This is a genomic window from Pseudomonas frederiksbergensis (genome assembly GCF_003732665.1).
GTDB lineage: Bacteria > Pseudomonadota > Gammaproteobacteria > Pseudomonadales > Pseudomonadaceae > Aquipseudomonas > Aquipseudomonas frederiksbergensis_G.
Genome location: NZ_MOBP01000012.1, coordinates 648,093 through 668,958, shown reverse-complemented (window position 1 = coordinate 668,958; position 20,866 = coordinate 648,093). Strand labels below are relative to the sequence as shown.

Below are 20,866 nucleotides of genomic sequence, written 5' to 3'. Positions count from 1 at the left end.
GTAAGCAATAACAGCCAAAGAATGTCTCGACCCGTGTGCGGACAGTTAATTGAAATCTCGCCAATGAATGGCGAGGACTAACATCTCAGGATAAATCAATGAAGATGGCGAAGGTCCCAGGCACCGCACCCTTATTCAAGGCACTGGGCGACTATAAGAGCATCCTGATCAGCGTCGGTTGTTTTACTGCACTGATCAACGTGCTGATGCTGGTTCCGTCTATTTACATGCTCCAGGTTTATGACCGGGTGCTGTCTTCGCAAAACGAAACGACCCTGGCCATGCTGTCCTTGATGGTGGTCGGTTTCTTTGCCTTTATCGGCATGCTCGAAGTCGTGCGCAGTTTCATCGTCATTCGAATCGGCAGCCAACTGGAGCGGCGCTTCAACCTGCGGGTCTATCAGGCCGCGTTCGAGCGCAATCTGTTCAAAGGCGAGGGCAACGCCGGGCAATCCCTCGGGGACCTGACCCACATTCGCCAGTTCGTCACTGGCCCGGCGCTGTTCGCCTTCTTCGATGCGCCGTGGTTCCCGGTGTACCTGTTTGTGATTTTCCTGTTCAACGTCTGGCTTGGCGTGCTGGCCACGGCCGGTGCCGTACTGCTGATCGGGCTGGCGTGCCTCAACGAGGCGATGACCAAAAAACCGTTGGGCGAAGCGGCGGGTTATTCCCAGAAGTCCAGTCAACTGGCCACCAGCCATTTGCATAACGCCGAAACCATCCAGGCCATGGGCATGCTCGGGGTCTTGCGCAAGCGCTGGTTCCAGGTGCATTCGCGTTTCCTGGGTTTGCAGAATCAGGCCAGCGACACCGGCGCGGTCATCAGTTCCCTGAGCAAAACCCTGCGCCTGTGCCTGCAGTCCCTGGTGCTGGGCCTCGGCGCCTTGCTGGTGATCAAGGGTGACATGACCGCCGGGATGATGATTGCCGGTTCGATCCTGATGGGCCGCGTCTTGAGCCCTATCGATCAGTTGATCGCCGTGTGGAAGCAGTGGAGCGGCGCCAAACTCGCCTATCGTCGCCTCGATGCGCTGCTGCAAGCCTATCCGCCCAGCGACGAAGCCATGGCGCTGCCGGCCCCGAAAGGCCAGATCACCTTCGAACAAGTCAGCGCCGGCCCGCCGGGCCAACGTGCGGCGACCTTGCACATGGTCAATTTCAGCCTCGGTGCCGGAGAGGTGCTGGGCGTGCTTGGCGCATCCGGTTCCGGCAAATCGACCCTGGCCCGGGTGCTGGTCGGCGTCTGGCCGACCCTCGGCGGCACGGTGCGCCTCGACGGTGCCGACATTCATCGCTGGAACCGCGACGACCTCGGCCCCTACATCGGTTATCTGCCCCAGGACATCGAACTGTTCAGCGGCAGCATCGCGGAAAACATCGCGCGATTCCGTGAAGCCGACCCGCAGAAAGTTGTCGAGGCCGCGCAACATGCCGGCGTTCACGAACTGATCCTGCGCATGCCGCAAGGTTACGACACCGTGCTCGGTGAAGACGGCAGCGGTTTGTCCGGTGGCCAGAAACAGCGCGTGGCCCTGGCCCGTGCCTTGTACGGCAACCCGAGCCTGGTGGTGCTGGATGAACCCAATTCCAACCTCGACACCGTTGGCGAAGCGGCATTGGCCGGCGCCATCGCGCACATGAAAGCCCGGGGCACCAGTGTGATTCTGGTCACTCATCGCTCTTCGGCGCTGGCCCAGGCGGACAAATTGCTGGTGCTCAGCGACGGTCGTTTGCAGGCGTTCGGTCCAAGTCAGGACGTGCTCAAAGCACTGTCCGGCAATCAATCAGCGAATCAGGAACAAAAAGCGGCGCAGGCACCGGGCGGGCTCAGCATGAGCCGGCAGTATCAGCCCACGACAAGGAATTCGGGTGTATGAGCAGCACACGCATGAACAATGAAAACGAAGCCACCATGGAACACGATTACATCGCCGAGCGCCCAGAGCGCGATGCCAAATTCTTTGCGCGCATGGGCTGGATTCTGGCGATTGTCGGCGCCGGCAGTTTCTTCACCTGGGCCAGCCTCGCGCCGCTGGATCAAGGGATTCCGGTGCAGGGCACCGTGGTGGTCTCTGGCAAACGCAAAGCCGTGCAGTCGATTGGCAATGGCGTGGTCAGCCGTATCCTGGTGCGCGAAGGGCAGGCGGTGAAGCAGGGCCAGCCGCTGTTCCAGCTCGACCAGACCCAGGCCGCCGCCGATGTCGATTCGCTGCAGGCGCAATACCGCATGGCCTGGGCCAGCGTCGCCCGTTGGGAGAGCGAGCGGGACAACCTCAAGCAAGTGATTTTCCCCGCCGAACTGAGCAAGGATGCCGACCCACGCCTGGCGCTGGTGCTGGAAGGCCAGCGCCAATTGTTCAGCAGCCGCCGTGAAGCCTATGCCCGTGAACAGGGCGGGTTGCGCGCCAACATCGAAGGCGCCAACGCGCAACTGGCGGGCATGCGCCGCGCCCGCACCGACCTGACGGCCCAGGCCACGTCGCTGCAACAACAATTGAACAACCTTCAACCCCTGGCGGACAACGGCTACATCCCGCGCAACCGTTTGATGGAGTACCAGCGTCAACTGTCGCAAGTGCAGCAACAACTGGCGGAAAACACCGGCGAAAGCGGCCGGGTGGAGCAGGGCATCCTCGAAGCGAAACTCAAGCTGCAACAGCACATCGAGGAATACCAGAAAGAAGTCCGCACCCAACTGGCCGACGCGCAACTCAAGAGCGTGACCCTCAAGGAGCAACTGACCTCCGCCGGGTTCGACCTGCAACACCGCGAGATCATCGCCACCGCTGACGGCATCGCGGTCAACCTTGGGGTGCACACCGAAGGCGCCGTGGTGCGCCAGGGCGAAACCCTGCTGGAAATCGTGCCCCAAGGCACCACCCTGGAAGTGGAAGGGCACTTGCCGGTCAACCTGATCGACAAGGTCGGCACCCATTTGCCGGTGGACATTCTGTTCACCGCGTTCAACCAGAGCCGCACGCCACGGGTGCCGGGGGAAGTCAGCCTGATTTCCGCCGACCAGATGATCGACGAGAAAACCGGCGCGCCGTACTACGTATTGCGCAGCAGCGTCAGCGACCGGGCCATGGAAAAACTCCACGGCCTGGTGATCAAGCCCGGCATGCCGGCGGAGATGTTCGTGCGCACCGGTGAGCGTTCACTCCTCAACTATCTGTTCAAACCGCTGCTCGACCGGGCAGGCTCCGCGTTGACCGAGGAATAAGGATGTTCGGTTGTATGAATAAGCTTTCCATGCTCGGGGCAGCCCTGGCGTTGCTGACGTGCAACAGTGCCGTGGCCCTGGGGCCGTTTGAAATCTACGAACAAGCGCTGCGCAATGATCCGGTGTTCCTGGGGGCCATCAAGGAACGGGATGCCGGCCTTGAAAACCGCATCATCGGCCGCGCCGGGCTGTTGCCCAAGATTGGTTACAACTACAACAAGGGACGCAACTCCTCCAAGGCCACGGCCCTGAACGATCGTGGCGAGAACCGCACCGATGACCGCAACTACAGCAGTTACGGCTCGACCCTGACCTTGCAACAACCGTTGCTCGACTACGAGGCCTACGCGTCGTATCGCAAAGGCGTGGCGCAATCGCTGTTCGCCGACGAAGCCTTTCGCAGCAAGAGCCAGGAATTGCTGGTGCGGGTGCTGGAAAACTACACCAAGGCGTTGTTCGCCCAGGACCAGATCGACATTGCCCAGGCCAAGAAAAAGGCTTTCGAGCAGCAGTTTCAGCAGAACGAACACATGTTCCGCCAGGGCGAGGGCACGCGCACCGACATCCTTGAGGCCGAGTCCCGTTATGAACTGGCCACAGCCGAAGAAATCGAGGCCCGGGATGAGCAGGACGCGTCGCTGCGAGAGCTGGGTGCGCTGATTGGCGTGCCGGCGATCAACATCGGCGACCTGGCGCCCCTGGACCAGAACTTCCAGACCTTTGCCCTGCAACCGGCCAATTACGACACCTGGCACGAGATGGCCGTGGCCAACAACCCGAACCTGGCTTCCCAGCGCCAGGCCGTGGAAGTGGCGCGCTATGAAGTGGAGCGCAACCGCGCCGGGCACCTGCCGAAAGTCAGCGCCTACGCCTCGATGCGCCAGAACGAATCGGAAAGCGGCAACACCTACAACCAGCGCTACGACACCAACACCATCGGCATCGAAGTGAATGTGCCGTTGTATGCCGGTGGCGGCGTGTCGGCGATGACTCGTCAGGCCAGTCGCAACATGGAACAGGCCGAGTACGACCTGGACGGCAAGACCCGGGAAACCCTGATCGAACTGCGCCGCCAGTTCAGCGCCTGTTTGTCGGGGGTGAACAAATTGCGCGCCTATCAAAAGGCCCTGGTGTCCGCCGAAGCGCTGGTGGTGTCGACCAAGCAAAGCATCCTCGGTGGCGAGCGGGTCAACCTTGATGCGCTGAACGCCGAACAACAACTATTTACCACCCGCCGCGATTTGGCCCAGGCACGCTACGACTACCTGATGGCGTGGACCAAGCTGCATTACTACGCCGGGACCTTGAATGAGCAGGACCTGGCGAAGGTGGATGAGGCGTTCGGCCAGGGCCCGAAAACCCGATAAACACTTCAAGAAAAGATCGCCTATCCCCGTAGGAGCTGCCGAAGGCTGCGATCTTTTGATTTACCAGCGATCTTGCAGACGCCAAAAGATCGCAGCCTGCGGCAGCTCCTACAAAAACAAAAAAAGCGAGTACACATGGACGTTCAGATCAAGCCGATTTCGGTCGGCACGCTATTGCTCCTGGTTTCTGCCATCCCCACCGCAGCCCAGGCCCAATACCTCGAAACCGGCCAACCCGGTGACGCCGCCAGTTGGCGTTCCGCCGAGTTCCAGCGCGACTGGGGCCTGGCCCGTATGCAGGCTGATCAAGCCTACGCCGCCGGCATCACCGGCAAAGGCGTGAAGGTCGGTGAACTGGATTCCGGCTTCGATGCCGCCCACCCCGAGTTCGCCACCGACCGTTATCACGGGGTTACGGCCAGCGGCACCTACGTCGATGGCACGCCGTTCAATATCAACGGTACGCTCAACGCCAACAACGATTCCCACGGCACCCACGTCGCCGGCACCATCGGCGCTTCCCGCGACGGCACCGGCATGCACGGTGTGGCGTACAACGCGCAACTCTATGTGGCCAACACCAACAAAACCGACAGTTTCCTGTTCGGCCCCGACCCTGATCCACAGTATTTCAAAACGGCGTACAACGCCCTGGCGGATGCCGGTGTGCGGGCGATCAATAACAGTTGGGGCAGTCAGCCGCCGGATGTCAGCTACCGCACCCTCGATGATTTGCACGCGGCCTACGCCCAGCATTTCAACCAGGGCACCTGGCTGGATGCCGCCGCCGACGTCTCTTCCCGTCGCGGCGTGATCAATGTGTTCAGCGCCGGCAACAGCGGTTATCCCAACGCCAGCGTGCGCTCGGCGCTGCCGTACTTCCAGCCGGAACTGGAAGGCCATTGGCTGGCCGTTTCGGGGCTGGATCAGGCCAATCAGCAAAAGTACAACCAGTGCGGGATCGCCAAGTATTGGTGCATCACCACCCCCGGCGCGAAGATCGACAGCACCATTCCCGATGGCGGTTACGCGATCAAGTCCGGTACGTCCATGTCCGCGCCCCATGCCACAGGCGCCCTGGCGCTGGTGATGGAACGCTACCCGTACATGAACAACCAGCAAGCGCTGCAAGTGCTGCTGACCACCGCGACCCAGCTCGACGGTTCGATCACCGATGCGCCGACCAACCAGGTCGGCTGGGGCGTGGCCAACCTGGAGCGGGCGCTGCACGGGCCGGGGCAATTGCTCGGCGCGTTCGACGCCAATCTGGGGGCAGGGCAGAGTGATGTGTGGAGCAATGGCATCAGCGACAAAGCGTTGATCCAGCGCCAGGCCGAAGACGCCACGGAACACAGCGCCTGGCAGCAAACCCTGAAGGACAAAGGCTGGCAAAACGGTTTGGCGAGTGGCGCCAGTCAACAGGACCAGACCGACTACGCGGTAGGCATGGCACGGGATGCCGCAGCGGCCACTCGGGTCTATGAAGGCAGCCTGATCAAGTCCGGCGACGGACGCCTGATGCTCACCGGCGACAGCACCTATCGCGGCCCGACCACGGTCAATGGCGGCCTGCTGGCGGTTAACGGTTCGCTGACGTCCGCCGTGACCGTGAATGACAGCGGCACCCTCGGCGGTTCCGGGCGCATCGGCGCATTGACGGCCAATTCTGGCGCAACTGTCGCTCCGGGCAATTCCATCGGCACCTTGCAAGTCGCCGGTGACGTGACCTTCGCCCCGGGCTCGACCTACGCCGTGGAACTGTCACCGACCCGCAGCGACCAGATTGTCGCGGGGGGCAAGGCTGTAATCGACGGCGCCACCGTCAGCCTGTCCCTGGAAAACAGCCCGACCTTGCTGACCACCGCCCAGACCCAATCCTTGCTCGGCCATCAGTACAACATCCTGCAAGCCGCCGGCGGTATCCAGGGCCAGTTCGGCGCGGTGTTGCCCAATTATCTGTTTATCGGCGGCAGCCTTGATTACGCAGCCAATGGCGTTCAGTTGAGCGTAGAGCGCAACGCCACGAGTTTCGCCAGCGTCGGTCAGACCCCCAACCAACGTGCCGTCGCCGGCGCCGTGGAAGGACTGGGCGCGGGCAACGCGGTGTACGAAAGCCTTCTACTGTCGCCGACCGCCAGTTCCGCGCAACAGGCGTTCCAGCAGTTGTCCGGGGAGATCTACCCGGCGCTGGGCTCAGTGTTGATCAACGACAGCCGTTACCTGCGCGATGCCGTGGGTGAACGCCTCAATGACGCAAAAGGCTCCCAAAGCAACGGCTGGATCAAAGCCTTGGGTGCCTGGGGCAAAACGGATGACCGCCACGACACGGCGGGCTACACCACCTCGATTGGTGGATTGCTGGCCGGTGTCGATGGCGCGGTGGACGAGCAAACCCGGATCGGCCTGGTGGCCGGTTACAGCGACAGTTCGGTGAACATGGGCTCGGGCACCCATTCCTCGGCGCAGGTCGACAGCTATCACCTCGGCGCGTATGCCGGCCATGAACTGGGCGCCTGGCGCCTGAGCGCGGGCGGGGCCTATAGCTGGCATCGCGCCGATGTGAAACGTGATCTGCAATACGGCGATGTCAGTGCCAAGCAAAAAGCCAAGGTCGATGCGGCCACCACCCAGGTCTTCGGCGAAGCGGCCTATCGCTTGAACCTGCAACCTCTGGCGCTTGAGCCGTTCGCGAATCTCGCCTACGTGCACCTCGACACCGAAGGCTTCACCGAGAAGGGCGACGCCGCCGCGCTGAAAAGCCATGGCGACACCCGCGATGCGGTACTCAGCACCCTGGGCTTGCGCGCACTGAAAACCGTGAACCTGTCGAGCCAGCAACAACTGGACCTGAGCGGCAGCCTCGGCTGGCAGCACAACCTGAGCAGTGTCGACTCGCATCAGCATCTGGCGTTTGCCAGCGGCGGCACAGGATTCGCCGTGGAGAGTTCGCCACTGATGCGCGATGCCGCGCTGGTCGGTGCCCATGCAAGCCTGGCACTGAGCAAGGACATTCGCCTGAACCTCGACTACACCGGCCAACTGGCCAGCCGCGAGAAGATTCATGGCGTGGGGCTGAGCCTCAATTGGCAGTTCTGAACCAATAAACCGTGGCTGCGCCGGACTGGATCGCCCGGCTGCATAGATCCCCTTGTGGGAGCGGGCTTGCTCGCGAAAGCGGACTGTCATTCAACATTGATAGTGACTGACATACCGCCTTCGCGAGCAAGCCCGCTCCCACACGTAAAGCCCGGCGCACAGCCACACGGATTTTGGCAACACAACTAAGGAAGGTAGCTGGATGACGTTTGAAAACAACAACAAGTTCGCCCTCAAAACCCTCAACCTCGCCGTGCTTTGCGCCTTGGCCTCGCTGGGCACCGCCCATGCCGCGCCTTACGTGGAAAATGGCAAGCTTGGCGATCCCAACAGTTGGCGCAGCGCCGAGTTCAACGCCGATTGGGGCGTCGGGGCGATCAACGCCCAGCAAGCCTACGCTGCCGGCTACACCGGTAAAGGCGTGAAACTGGGGATCTTCGACCAGCCGGTCTACGCCCAGCACCCGGAATTTTCCGGCACTAATAAAGTGATCAACCTGGTCACCAGCGGCATCCGCGAATACACCGACCCGTACATCCCGGTCAAAGCCGGGGACGCGTTCCTTTACAACGGCGCGCCCTCGGTCGGCTCCGACGGCAAGCTCGGCGCCCACGGCACCCACGTCGGCGGGATTGCCGCCGGCAGCCGCGACGGTGGCTCGATGCACGGCGTGGCTTTCGGCGCGCAAATCATCAGTGCCGACAACGGTGACCCGGGCCCCGAGGACGGGATCATTCGCGGCAACGACGGCGCGGTCTACAAGGCCGGTTGGGATGCCCTGATCGCCAGCGGCGCGCGAATCATCAACAACAGCTGGGGCATCGGCATCACCGATCGCTTCGACCTCGGCGGGCGCGACCCGGCGTTCCCGCACTTCACCGTGCAGGACGCGCAGTTGCAGTTCAACGAGATCCAGCCCTTGCTCGGCACCAAGCCGGGCGGCGCCTATGACGGCGCCATCGCGGCGGCTCGCAGTGGCATCGTCACGATCTTCGCCGCCGGCAACGACTACAACCTCAACAACCCGGACGCCATCGCCGGTCTTGCGTACTTCGTGCCGGACATCGCGCCAAACTGGATCACCGTCGCCGCACTGCAAAAGAACCCGGACCTGACCAGCGCCGACCTCTACAACATTAGCGTGTTCTCCTCGCGCTGCGGCTACACCGCCAGTTACTGCGTGTCGGCGCCGGGCAGCAAAATCTACAGCTCGATCATCACCGGCACCGACCCGAACAATGTCGGCACCGGCTACGCCAACTACAACGGCACGTCGATGGCTGCGCCCCATGTGGCCGGTTCCATGGCGGTGCTGATGGAGCGCTTCCCGTACATGACCGGCGCCCAGGTCGCCAGCGTGTTGCGCACCACGGCCACCGACCTCGGTGCCCCTGGCGTCGACGCGTTGTACGGCTGGGGCATGATCAACCTCGGCAAAGGCATCAATGGCCCGGGGATGTTGGTGACCGAGCAGGACATCCCGGAAGAATTCCGCATCCAGGGTGCTTACGGCGACAGCCAGTTTGTCGCGGACTTGCCGGGCATCGGCGCCATCGTCGACGCCGGTAAACCCACCGAGCGGGTGTGCAACGACGTGCACTGTGGCCTCGACACCTGGAGCAACGACATCTCCGGTCACGGCGGCCTGACCAAACAGGGCATCGGCACCCTGGTGATGACCGGTGCCAACACCTACACCGGCCCGACGTTGGTCAATCAGGGACGCCTGGCAATCAACGGCTCGCTGCAATCGGCAGTCACTGTCAACGACAGCGGCATCCTCGGCGGTAACGGCCGTATCGGCGCCCTGACCGCGAAAAGCGGCGGCACCGTGGCGCCGGGCAATTCCATCGGCACCTTGCAAGTGGCCGGCGACGTGGTCTTCGAGCCGGGCTCGACCTACGCCGTGGAACTGTCGCCCACCCGCAGTGACCAGATCATCGCCGGCGGTAAAGCCGTAATCGATGGCGCCACGGTCAGCCTGTCCCTGGAAAACAGTCCAACCTTGCTGACCACCGCCGAGACCCAATCCCTGCTCGGCCATCAGTACAACATCCTGCAAGCGGCGGGCGGCATCCAAGGGCAGTTTGGGCAAGTGTTGCCGAACTACCTGTTTATCGGCGGTGCTCTCGACTACACGGCCAACGGCATTCAACTGGCCGTAGAGCGCAACGCGACGTCCTTCAGCGCTGTCGGCCAAACCCCGAACCAACGGGCCGTGGCCGCTGCCGCCGAGCAATTGGGCGCGGGCAATGCGTTGTACGAAACCCTGCTGCTGGCGCCGAACGCCGCTGTGGCGCAGCAAGCGTTCCAGCAACTGTCCGGCGAGATTCATCCGGCGGTGGGCACGATGCTGATCAATGACAGCCGTTACCTGCGTGACGCGGTCAGTGACCGTTTGCGTGAACGTGACCTGTTCGACGCCGGCGCGCCGACCGATGACAAAAGCAACCTGTGGGTCAAAGTCCTGGGCGCCTGGGGCAAGAGTGATGGCGGCAATGACAACGCCAGTTCCAATAGCTCAATCGGCGGCTTGCTGGTGGGTGGCGATGGCTTGATCGCTAAAGATACCCGCCTCGGTTTCGTCACCGGTTATAGCAACAGTTCGCTGAGCATGGGCGATGGCACGCACTCGTCGGCCGACGTCGACAGCTACCACTTGGGTGCGTACCTGGGGCATGAAATCGATGCCCTGCGCCTGAGCGTCGGCGGTGCCTATAGCTGGCATCGCATTGATGCGAAACGTGACCTGCAATTCGCCGATGTCAGCGGCAAGCAGAAAACCAAACACGATGCGACCACCGCACAGGTGTTCACCGAAGCGGCTTATCGTCTGGACCTGCAACCCCTGGCCCTGGAGCCGTTCGCCAAACTGGCCTACGTGCACCTCAACAGCGACAGCTTCACCGAGAAGGGTGATGCCGCCGCGCTTAAAAGTGGTGAAGACAACCGCGACGCGGTGCTCTCGACCCTCGGCCTGCGGGCGAGCAAAGCCATTGCGCTGTCCGACCAGAAAAGCCTCGAACTGTCCGGGAGCCTTGGCTGGCAGCACAACCTGAGCAGTGTCGATACCGATCAACACCTGGCGTTTGCCAATGGCAACAGCGGGTTCACCGTGCAAAGCGTTTCCATGGATCGCAACGCCGCCGTGGTCGGTCTGCGCGCCGGGTTGGCCTTGAACAAAGCCACTCGCGTGAACCTGGATTACAACGGGCTGCTCGGCTCCAATGAGAAGGACCACGGCGTGGGCCTGACCCTGGACTGGCAGTTCTGATTTAACGCAAAGGAAGCAAAAAACATGGGACTGTTTGATTACAAAAATGCCGGCAGTGCAGCCGGCAAGGCGTTGTACAGCGATGCCATCGCCCTGACGCTTTACGCCTACACGCCGACGGGCCAACCCTTGCCGGCCACCGGATGGAAGCCGATTGGCGCCACAGCGTTGGGTTATCAGGGCAAGGTCGGCGCCCAGGGCTCGTTTTTTGGCGAGAAGGACGGGTTCACCAGCGCCGAAGCCGAAGTCCTCGGCAAATACGACGCCACCGGCAAGCTGATCGGCATCGGCGTGGCCTTTCGCGGCACCGGTGGCCTGAGCTACAGCGACACCTTCGGCGACATCAAAAACAACCTGCTGGCCGCCATCGGCCCGGTGGATTACGCGAAGAACTACGCCAAAAACGCGTTTGACACCTTGCTCAAGGACGTCGCCGCGTTCGCCATCGCCCATGGCCTCGGCGCCAAGGACGTGTTGGTCAGCGGCCATAGCCTCGGCGGGCTCGGGGTCAACAGCGTGGCAGAGCTGAGCGGCGATAACTGGGGTGGGTTCTACAAGGGCGCCAACTACGTGGCCTTCGCTTCGCCGACCCAAAGCGTGTCGACCAACGTGTTGAACATCGGCTACGAGAACGATCCGGTGTTCCGTGCGCTGGATGGCACCACCTTCAGCAGCGGCTCGGTGGGCAAGCACGATGGTTATCAGGCGTCGGCGACCAACAACATCGTCAACTTCAATGACCATTACGCCTCCACCGCGCAGAATCTGGTGCCGTTCAGCATCCTCAACCCGATGAGCTGGTCGGCCCATGGCTCGCTGGGTTATGCCGATGGCTTGAACCGGGTGATCGATTCGAAGTTCTACGACCTCACCAGCAAGGATTCGACGCTGATCGTCTCCAACCTGGCGCTCGATTCCAGGGGCAAGACCTGGGTCGAGGATTTGGGTCGCAGCGGCGAGCCGCACACCGGCAGCACCTTCATCATCGGCACCGACAGCAACGACTTGCTCAAGGGCGGCGCCGGTAATGACTTCATCGAGGGCCGCGACGGCAACGATCGTTTCCGCGATGACGGTGGCTACAACATCCTGCTCGGCGGCAAGGGCAGCAACACCTTCGAGCTGCAAAAGCCGTTGCAGAACTTCAGCTTTGCCAACGACGGCAACGGCACGTTGTATGTGCGCGACGCCTACGGCGGCATCAGCCTGACCCGGGACATCGGTGCGCTGGTGAGCAAGGAGCCTGGCTCGTGGTTGAGCACCAAGGATGTCAGTTACACCGTCACGGCCAACGGTTTGCTCAACGGTACGGAACTGACCCATTACAACCATTCGCTCAACGGCGACGCCTACGGCAACACCCTGGCGGCGACCATCGACGGCGACTGGCTGTTCGGCAATGCCGGTGACGACCTTCTGCGCAGCGACAAAAGCCAGGTCACTTTCGTCGGTGGCGCGGGCAATGACGTGATGCATGCCGCCGGCGGCAACAACACCTTCCTGTTCAGCGGTGCCTTTGGTTTCGATGCGATCAATGGTTACCAGGGCAGCGACAAACTGGTGTTCATGGGCGTGCAGGGCGCGGGGCAGGGCTACGACTACAAGCAACATGCGTCCCAGACCGGCCACGACACAGTGCTCAAGGTCGGCGATTTTGCCGTGACCTTGGTCGGCGTCGGGCTGGATAACCTGTCCACTTCAAGTTTTACCTTTGCATAAGGGCGACATGCACTGAAATGCTCCGGAGCGCCTCATTCCCGAGGCGCTTTGGCTGTGAGCTATCTCTGACAATTCCAACAAAAGAGAGGCAATAGCAATGGGTGTTTACGATTACAAAAACTTCAGCACGGCAGAATCCAAGGCGTTGTTCAGCGACGCCATGGCCATCACGCTGTACTCCTATCACAACCTCGATAACGGCTTCGCCGCCGGCTATCAGCACAACGGCTTCGGCCTCGGGTTGCCAGCAACGCTGGTCACGGCGCTGATTGGCGGCACTGATTCCCAAGGGGTGATTCCCGGCGTGCCGTGGAACCCCGATTCGGAAAAGCTCGCACTGGACGCCGTGAAAAAGGCCGGTTGGACGCCGATCACTGCTTCGCAATTAGGCTACGACGGCAAAACCGACGCACGGGGAACCTTCTACGGCGAGAAGGCCGGGTTCACCAGCGCCCAGGTCGAGATCCTCGGCAAGTACGACGCCCAGGGCCATCTCACCGAAGTCGGCGTTTCCTTTCGCGGCACCAGTGGCCCGAGGGAAATCCTGATCGGCGACTCCATCGGCGATGCGATCAACGACCTGCTGGCCGCGCTGGGCCCCAAGGATTACGCGAAGAATTACGTCGGTGAAGCGTTCGGCAAACTGCTGGGCAATGTCGCGGCGTTTGCCAGTGCCAATGGTTTGTCCGGCAAGGACGTGCTGTTTAGTGGCCATAGCCTGGGCGGGTTGGCGGTCAACAGCGCGGCAGACCTGAGCACGGACAAGTGGGGCGGTTTCTACAAGGATTCGAACTACATCGCCTACGCCTCACCGACCCAAAGCAGCAACGATAAAGTGCTGAACGTCGGTTACGAAAACGACCCGGTATTCCGCGCCCTCGACGGCTCGACCTTCAACCTGTCCTCTGTGGGTGTGCACGACGCAGCCAAGGCCTCGACCACCGACAACATCGTCAGCTTCAACGATCACTACGCCTCGACCGCGTGGAACGTGTTGCCGTTCTCCATCCTCAACATCCCGACCTGGATCTCGCACTTGCCGACCGCTTACGGCGATGGGATGAACCGGGTGATCGAGTCCAAGTTCTACGACCTCACCAGCAAAGACTCGACCATCGTCGTCGCCAACCTTTCGGACCCGGCGCGGGCCAACACCTGGGTCCAGGACCTGAACCGCAACGCCGAAACCCACAAGGGCAGCACCTTCATCATCGGCAGCGACGCCAATGACCTGATCCAGGGCGGCAAGGGCAACGACTACCTCGAAGGCCGGGACGGCAACGACACCTTCCGCGACGGCGGCGGCTACAACATCGTGCTCGGCGGCAAGGGCAGCAACCTGCTGGACTTGCAGCAGTCGGTGAAGAACTTCGTGTTCGCCAATGACGGCGTCGGCAACCTCTACGTGAAGGACGCCAACGGCGGGATCAGCATCACCCGCGACATTGGCAACATCCTCACCAAGGAACCGGCGTTCCTGTGGGGCGTGTTCAAGGACGACGTGACCCACAGCGTCACGGCGGAGGGCCTGAAAGTCGGCAACAACGTCACCCAATACGCCTCGACAGTGAAGGGCGGGGCGGGGGCCGACACGCTGACGGCCCACGCCAGCGGTGACTGGTTGTTTGGCCTGGACGGCAACGACCATTTGATCGGCGGCAAGGGCAACGACGTGTTCGTCGGCGGCGCCGGCAATGACCTGATGGAGTCGGGGGGCGGGATCAATACCTTCCTGTTCACTGGCGCGTTTGGCCAGGACAAAGTGATTGGGTATCAGGCCAGCGACAAACTGGTGTTCCTAGGGGTTCAAGGTGTGACGCCCGACGATAACTTCCGGGCGCATGCCACGGCAGTCGGGCATGACACCGTGCTGACGTTTGGCGGGGATTCGGTGACGTTGGTGGGGGTTGGACTGGAGAGTTTGTCCGGCTCAGGGATCGTCATCGCCTGATAGGGCCTCTTCGCGAGCAGGCTCGCTCCTACAGGGAAATGCACAGGGAAATGCATTCCAATGTGGGAGCGGGCTTGCTCGCGAAAGCGGCATGTCAGTCACCTCAATCCAGAATGTGAAACCGCCTTCGCGAGCAAGCCCGCTCCCACAGGGATTGGTGCCTGCCACACATTTCGCGTACACCACCGACCCCCTGTAGGAGCGAGGCTTGCCCGCGAAGGCGTCAACATCAAACCCGGCGTTTAAACCCGAGCCCGAATCCGCCGCCCCAACACATCCATCACATCACAGCCATCGCGCAACAACATCGCCGCCGCCTGCGCCAATTGCTGCACATCGGCACCCTTGGCCTGGCTGATATCAAGGCTGGCCAGACTCTCCATCATTTGCGTTCCCGCCAGAAACCGCGTCGCGGCGTTGCTGTGCAATTCATCCAACGGCGCTTGCGTGGCCACCAATAACACCGGCGTCTGGCCCTCATTGCTGGTCATCGGCATATGCGGGTTCATGCTTCACCTCCCGCTTGCGCTGCGTGCAAACCATCGACCGAGGCCTGCACCAGTGAGCGGGCGGTGTCGAGCATGTGCTTGCTGGCCCAGCGCAGGGTCGCGATGTGTTCAGGACGGGTGGCGTTGGGGGCTTGGTGGGCGAGGGCTTCGGCGCAGCTGAGGTAGACGGTGGCGTGCTCCAGGGCATCGACCAGGGGGATGTCGGGTTGTACGGCGAAGAGGTGGTGATCGACGTGATCGCAGGGGGAGAAGGGGGTGGATTTTGTGGTTGCGTTGGTCATTGTTGTAGCTCCGTGAGTTTCAAGAAGCTGCCACGAAATCGCCGTCAAACGAATAGGGTGGCAACTGTGCGCAGGTTGACGGACCGGTCTCACGAACCCGGCGCACCCGAAGATGCCCCACGCACAGTCGCCATATGCAATGAACGGGCACGGAGGTGCTCGAGCAGAGAAAGGCTATGCGCGTCGTGAATACAGCCGAGCCGTCAAACCCGATCACGAATGAGTCGTGACGGGCGTGAGGATAGGGAGCCAGGGCAGGGCAGTCAACCCGGCGCAACGCCTGAAACAGCTGCTTTTCCCGTAGGCAACTTCCGCATCCGGCCACACCCCCTTAGGCGCTGCCGAAGTCTGCGATCTTTTGATCTTGCCCTTGAAAATAAAGATCAAAAGATCGCAGCCTCTTTTCACTCGACAGCTCCTACAAGGGACGTGGGCCTTTTAAATAAATGCGTCCCCTTTTCTGGGCGGGGATTCGGTGACGTTGGTAGGGGTTGGATTGGAGAGTTTGTCCGGCTCCGGGATTGTCATCGCCTGATAGGGCCTCTTCGCGGGCAAGCCTCGCTCCCACACGAGATCTGCGCCGGTCACAGTTTTGTGCCCGACGCCAATCCCCTGTGGGAGCGGGCTTGCTCGCGAAAGCGGTGGGTCAGTCACCATTGATGCTGAATGTGAAATTGCCTTCGCGAGCAAGCCCGCTCCCACAGGAATTGGCGAATTAAATAAATCTGTCCCTTTTCTGCACGTCAGCGTTCCTGAACCCGAATGTTGTCGATCATGAAGTCGTTACCCGCCCCATCGCCGACTTCGTTCCACAGGCCAAGGGTCACGTCTGCTGTACTCGGAGCGGTATAAACACCGGTGCCGGTTTTCCACACGTTAACTTGATTCAGCGTGTCAACGACCGGACCAATGCCGTATCCATTGATCGTTAACGCGAGTCTCGTGCTGGCTCTGCCGCCACCACGAGCAGCCAATTGGAAACTGAAATCATAGGTTCTCCCGGCCTCCAGTCGAATGACTATTGTCATAACCGGTCCGCCAAAGCTGCCACTCCCATTGGTGTCTGCATGAACCTGCCCATTAACCAGATGCAAATCACCGCCGGCATAGAGGCCTTGGGGCGTCCATCCCTGAAACGAGTTGTTATTAAAGTCCCATACGATCAAGAGCTTGGTTCGCGCGATGACGGTATAGGTCCTCACCGGGAACTTCACGGCGGTCGCTTCGTTGACCAGGCCATCGAAATTCACCGCCACGTACTCCCTGAGGGGAAACCCGTTCGCCAGTGAGTCGAGAAAGGCGCGGGTCACCCAGCCTGTTTGATGACTGATCAATCCGATGGCAACCCCCTGATGAATCGACAACGTTACAGGGACGCCTCTGACATCGGTGCCTTCACACCTCATCCACAATCTGTTCCCGAGGCCAATTCCCGGCCAGGCGTCGATCAAGGCAATGGCATCGCCGGAAAAACTGCCCAGGTTCAACGTGACCCCATCCGTCACGGCGGTAATGATCGGCGCAGGCAGCCGTGTATCGCCATCGGCCATCCGGTTCACCCGCAACACCAACGGCCCCGACTCTATGGGCGCTTCCCCACTGCGAATCAAGGTCCAGGTCAGTTCGATATCCCTGTTCTGGCGTGCTGCCAGAAACGCCGCATCGAGGGTGAAATTGGACTCGCCACCGAAGATGATCTGCGGCGGGAACGGCCTGGCCTGCGGCGGCGGATTGATTTCCTTCAACTGCGCCTGGTCACCGGGATCCTCGGCAAATGCCACTTGCGCGACCACGCCGAATGGGTAATCGAGCACATTGATCGGGCTGACCGCCGGGGCTATCAGCCTCGGCGGGTTGAGGCTGATGGCACCTGCGCCGGTGACTCGGGCAGAGGTTGATTCCGTCACCCCAGGGTCACCGGGTTCCGCCGACAGGTTGATATCGGCGCAGGGATGATCGTCATCGCCAAGATCGTCTCGTATAGGCGGGACGATCCGCACGGTCAACCCGTTGGCCAGCACGCGCTGCTGATTGAGCGCCGGCCTGAACAGAGCCCCCGGCGCACCCTTCACTGGCTCACCCGGTGGCACAAGCGTGCAGGGCATCACATTGGACGCGGCACCCAGGGTGGCGGGTAGATAGTTGACCGGCATCTCGGCGTTCGTTTGTTCAGTGTCCATGACGCACCTGCGTGTTCGGTGGGGGCATGGCACATGAGATACCGGCGGGGCGGGTTCGACTACTGTCAGAAGTTACAGGTGCGAGGTGGTTTTAGATGAGTGGTCGGTGACAGGTTTTGCTACCTATTCCTGTGGGAGCGGCGGTGCGACGATTCAACTTGCTCGCGAAAGCGGTGGGTCAGTCAACATCCGTGGTGGATGTTAAATAACCTTCGCGGGCAAGCCTCGCTCCTACAGGGGTTGGTGCCGAACACGGATTTTGTGTTCACCGAACATCCCCTGTGGGAGCGGGCTTGCTCGCGAAGGCGGTGGGTCAGTCAACCTCAATATTGAATGTGAAACCGCTTTCGCGGGCAAGCCTCGCTCCTACAGGGGTTGGTGCCGAACACGGATTTTGTGTTCACCGAAGATCCCCTGTGGGAGCGAGCTTGCTCGCGATGAGGCCATCACATTCAACGGTGAATCAAAACCTAGAATTAAATAATTCTGTCCCCTTTTTATCTGCAGTTTTCCTCTAAATCGTCCTTATGCTTAGATTGTCTACTTCATAATCATTTCCGTCGCCACTTGCTATATGACTAACAATCATGAATTCCATAATGTTAGTTTCCGCTGTGAAATCCCCCTGTATGAGTATCCATGTGGTTGGAGGGGTTACGGGTTGAGTAAGTGCACCTTGCGTCGTACTGAGTGAAAGACTGGGGGTGTAACGTCCCCCCAAGTCGCGTCGAACTGCGCCTATTGAAAATCGGTAGCGCTGTCCTATTTTTATATTTTGAAAGGTTTTCGTCAGGACTACCCCCGCGGAGTTATTGCTGAAGGTGTTATTGAAGGCTCGACGATTACCCTGATCCAACCTAATACTCCAATCGCGTGAATCTGTAGCAGGCCCTCGCTGCCATCCACCGAATGTTCCATCTTCAAAGGTTGTTAAGTCAGATTGCAGAGTTTGTTTAACCGTAATGAGCCATTTCTCCGACGTCTCGCCCGAATCATATAAGGCCTTGGCGGTAAAACTGTGGGCTGCCACGCTCAATCCCGATACGTTCAGCGTCCAGATACCGGTGTTCTGATTAGCAGTGGCTTCACCCCCAGGTGTCGTGCCAACGAAAATCTGCACCTTCTGCCCTTTGGTGGCCTCTCCGGTCAAGGTCACGCTGGTTTCGAAAGTGTCGCCACCGTTGGGAATCGCCAGACCACTCAGCGAGCCTTTTACCGAGGTAATGGTTGGGTCAACCATTTCGATAGCCTTGACGGTATAACCCCGCACCGGAAATCCCACCGCCGTCGCCTTATTCGCCACCCCATCAAAGTTCACCTTCAACGTTACCGTCAGCGTCGTCCCATCCTTCAACCCTTTCAACCAATTCACCGGCGCTGGCCGTGTCAGGCCGGTCGAGGTGTGAGGCGCCCCCGCCAGGTCAGGCAGTGTCACGGGCGAACCACTTTGGTCGATACCTGCGTAGTCCAGCCACACGTATTCATTGGGCACATGCGACCAAGGTCCAACCGTCAATTCAGCGTTGGCAGGCAGTTGAGTGACGTCGAGTTCCAGGCCTGTCTTGTTATCTATCGCGGGCGTTGGCAACCGGGTATCCCCATCGGTAATCCGATTCACCGTCAACACCAACGGCAATGATTCCGCCACTGGCGCTCCGCCACGGATCAACACCCACTTCAATTCAATAATCCGCCCCTGCCGCGCCGCCAGAAACGCCGGGCTCAGGGTGTAATTGGCACGATGGTTGGCATTGAGGGCGATCACCCGGAACGCCGGTGTGCCGGGCAAGGGATTGACCTCGACCAGTTGTGCGCTGTCGCCCGGTTCGGCGATCAAGTGCTCGACGCGCACCGTTACGCCATTTTCATAATTCAGCACGTCAATCGGATTGGTTGCCGGCGCCACCAGAAACGGCGGCCGCAAGTCGATGGCGCCCTGGCCGATGACTCGGGCATTCGCGGTGCGGGAGGTTGCAATCACCACGTTATTGCGAACCAGTTCATACCGGGCGCGCACCAGGCTACCGGGCAGCACTTTGGCGTTGTCCACCATCAGTTTGTAGGTGAAGGGCACGCGGGATACGGTGGTCTGGACCAATTGATCAACCACCGGCCCTGTGGGCGGGGTGGCGGTGTAGGTTACGCGGATGACGTCGTTGGTTTGCCATAGCGGCGCAAAGGTGTGCACCAGTACCGTCAGGTCTTTTGTGCCGAGTTTGTTCAGGTCAATGGTCGTGGGATCGTCGCTCGGATCATCCGGGTCTTCAGCCAGGTCGGGGGCGACGAGCTGACGACCGCCCAGATCCACATCCACCACGTGTGTCGCCGACCACGGCGAGTCGGGATCCGGGCCGTTGCCCACCTGGTCGGTCACCGTATAGGAAATCTTGTACTGCGCGTTGTCACCCCCGGCTTCCAGATCCGCTCGGGTCACGTTGAAGCACACTTGCACCGGCGTGGCCGACCCTGGCAGGGTGGCCTGCATGTCGGTAACGGTGTGAAAGACGTCATGCCCGTTGAGGTTCAGGCGGATCACATCATGGGCGCGGCAATACGGGTAGGACACGCACACCGGAACGCCATCCACCGGAAAATCCGGGCCGACGCCGTTCTTGATTTCATCGGGCAGCAGCAACTCGAGTTCGGAATGCCCATCCTTCCCCGGGTCGTCGTCCTGATTGCCGGGGCGGATGAGGTTGTAGAGCAACTCCAGCGGCGGCTGTGACGTATCACGGTTTCCGCTGCCACGTATCACGGTGTAAGTGAGACGGTTGACGATGTCCGCCAGCAACAGTCGCTTGGGGATGTAGAGCGTGACGGTTTCGCTGTCTGACTGGGTGATTTTGCTGTCGATGCCTGGCTGGCCGTTGAGGTTGAGCAACACAGTGTCGCCGGCTTCCTGGTCTGGATAAGGATCCACATCAACCCTGGCGCCCATCGGTTCCAGGTCATAAATCCGCTTTGGCACGCCGCAATGGGCGCCGACGACCGGGCTGGTCGCGCCGGGTACTCTGGGTGGGTACAGGACCAAAACCGTGTTATCGGCAGACGGGGTGGTGGGCATGATGCTGACTCCTGGCGCAATCAGAGACGGTGTGGAGTGGATCAAACCGCAGTTGGCAGGGGCTGGCTACTGTCAGAAATTACAGGTCGGCGAGGTTTTCGGACCGGTGGTTAGCCCGGCAAGGTTTGGCATCGGGCATTGATATTGCCTGCTCGCGAAGAACGATAACGCGGTAATTCAGTGACTCACCGGCTATTCCCTG

General features: G+C 60.8%; 11 protein-coding genes. 7 read left to right on the top strand and 4 right to left on the bottom strand.

Annotated features, from left to right (window positions below; translation table 11 throughout):
* The first annotated feature begins 98 nt into the window (after positions 1-98).
* The 7 genes from BK665_RS20210 to BK665_RS20180 all read left to right on the top strand — a co-directional run bounded on the left by BK665_RS20210 (position 99) and on the right by BK665_RS20180 (position 14,630).
* A complete protein-coding gene (locus BK665_RS20210) occupies positions 99-1,877 on the top strand; it encodes a type I secretion system permease/ATPase (RefSeq protein ID WP_123408391.1) in 1,779 nt (592 codons plus the stop codon).
* Entirely contained in the window at positions 1,874-3,223 is a 1,350-nt protein-coding gene (locus BK665_RS20205) for an HlyD family type I secretion periplasmic adaptor subunit (protein ID WP_123408390.1), read from the top strand. Before BK665_RS20210 ends, BK665_RS20205 begins: the two co-directional genes overlap by 4 nt.
* A 2-nt stretch (positions 3,224-3,225) precedes the next feature.
* Complete coding sequence (locus BK665_RS20200; RefSeq protein WP_123408389.1) at positions 3,226-4,590, top strand: TolC family outer membrane protein; 1,365 nt, start codon at positions 3,226-3,228, stop codon at positions 4,588-4,590.
* Between the two features lie 135 nt (positions 4,591-4,725).
* On the top strand, positions 4,726-7,686 hold the full coding sequence (eprS, locus tag BK665_RS20195; RefSeq protein ID WP_123408388.1) for an autotransporter serine peptidase EprS: 2,961 nt from the start codon (positions 4,726-4,728) through the stop codon (positions 7,684-7,686).
* Positions 7,687-7,888: 202 nt separating this feature from the next.
* Positions 7,889-10,960: an autotransporter serine protease gene (locus BK665_RS20190; protein ID WP_123408387.1), complete on the top strand. Its 3,072-nt coding sequence runs from the start codon at positions 7,889-7,891 to the stop codon at positions 10,958-10,960.
* Between the two features lie 24 nt (positions 10,961-10,984).
* Positions 10,985-12,679, top strand: a complete 1,695-nt coding sequence (locus tag BK665_RS20185) for a polyurethane esterase (RefSeq protein ID WP_123408386.1) — start codon at positions 10,985-10,987, stop codon at positions 12,677-12,679.
* A gap of 97 nt (positions 12,680-12,776) precedes the next feature.
* Positions 12,777-14,630, top strand: coding sequence for a polyurethane esterase (locus BK665_RS20180; protein ID WP_123408385.1), 1,854 nt, complete (start codon positions 12,777-12,779; stop codon positions 14,628-14,630).
* 242 nt (positions 14,631-14,872) lie between these two features.
* Here the strand turns inward: BK665_RS20180 and BK665_RS20175 are convergent, their stop codons facing one another.
* The 4 genes from BK665_RS20175 to BK665_RS34500 form a co-directional block, all read right to left on the bottom strand.
* Positions 14,873-15,139, bottom strand: coding sequence for a short-chain dehydrogenase (locus tag BK665_RS20175; RefSeq protein ID WP_123408384.1), 267 nt, complete (start codon positions 15,137-15,139; stop codon positions 14,873-14,875).
* Positions 15,136-15,420, bottom strand: coding sequence for a DUF3077 domain-containing protein (locus tag BK665_RS20170; protein WP_123408383.1), 285 nt, complete (start codon positions 15,418-15,420; stop codon positions 15,136-15,138). The genes BK665_RS20175 and BK665_RS20170 overlap by 4 nt, the downstream gene beginning before the upstream one ends.
* Positions 15,421-16,163: 743 nt before the next feature.
* Positions 16,164-17,600, bottom strand: a complete 1,437-nt coding sequence (locus BK665_RS20165) for a carbohydrate binding domain-containing protein (protein WP_123408382.1) — start codon at positions 17,598-17,600, stop codon at positions 16,164-16,166.
* A 514-nt stretch (positions 17,601-18,114) separates the two neighbouring features.
* The gene (locus BK665_RS34500; RefSeq protein WP_185076582.1) at positions 18,115-20,664 is read right to left on the bottom strand and encodes an Ig-like domain-containing protein; all 2,550 of its coding nucleotides are present in this window, start codon (positions 20,662-20,664) and stop codon (positions 18,115-18,117) included.
* Between the last annotated feature and the right edge of the window lie 202 nt (positions 20,665-20,866).

Bases quoted from the DNA above. Each gene is read 5' to 3' on its own strand.
- BK665_RS20210 (WP_123408391.1), top strand. From the start codon at position 99: ATGAAGATGGCGAAGGTCCCAGGCACCGCACCCTTATTCAAGGCACTG.
- BK665_RS20205 (WP_123408390.1), top strand. From the start codon at position 1,874: ATGAGCAGCACACGCATGAACAATGAAAACGAAGCCACCATGGAACAC.
- BK665_RS20200 (WP_123408389.1), top strand. From the start codon at position 3,226: ATGTTCGGTTGTATGAATAAGCTTTCCATGCTCGGGGCAGCCCTGGCG.
- eprS (WP_123408388.1), top strand. From the start codon at position 4,726: ATGGACGTTCAGATCAAGCCGATTTCGGTCGGCACGCTATTGCTCCTG.
- BK665_RS20190 (WP_123408387.1), top strand. From the start codon at position 7,889: ATGACGTTTGAAAACAACAACAAGTTCGCCCTCAAAACCCTCAACCTC.
- BK665_RS20185 (WP_123408386.1), top strand. From the start codon at position 10,985: ATGGGACTGTTTGATTACAAAAATGCCGGCAGTGCAGCCGGCAAGGCG.
- BK665_RS20180 (WP_123408385.1), top strand. From the start codon at position 12,777: ATGGGTGTTTACGATTACAAAAACTTCAGCACGGCAGAATCCAAGGCG.
- BK665_RS20175 (WP_123408384.1), bottom strand. From the start codon at position 15,139: ATGAACCCGCATATGCCGATGACCAGCAATGAGGGCCAGACGCCGGTG.
- BK665_RS20170 (WP_123408383.1), bottom strand. From the start codon at position 15,420: ATGACCAACGCAACCACAAAATCCACCCCCTTCTCCCCCTGCGATCAC.
- BK665_RS20165 (WP_123408382.1), bottom strand. From the start codon at position 17,600: ATGGACACTGAACAAACGAACGCCGAGATGCCGGTCAACTATCTACCC.
- BK665_RS34500 (WP_185076582.1), bottom strand. From the start codon at position 20,664: ATGCCCACCACCCCGTCTGCCGATAACACGGTTTTGGTCCTGTACCCA.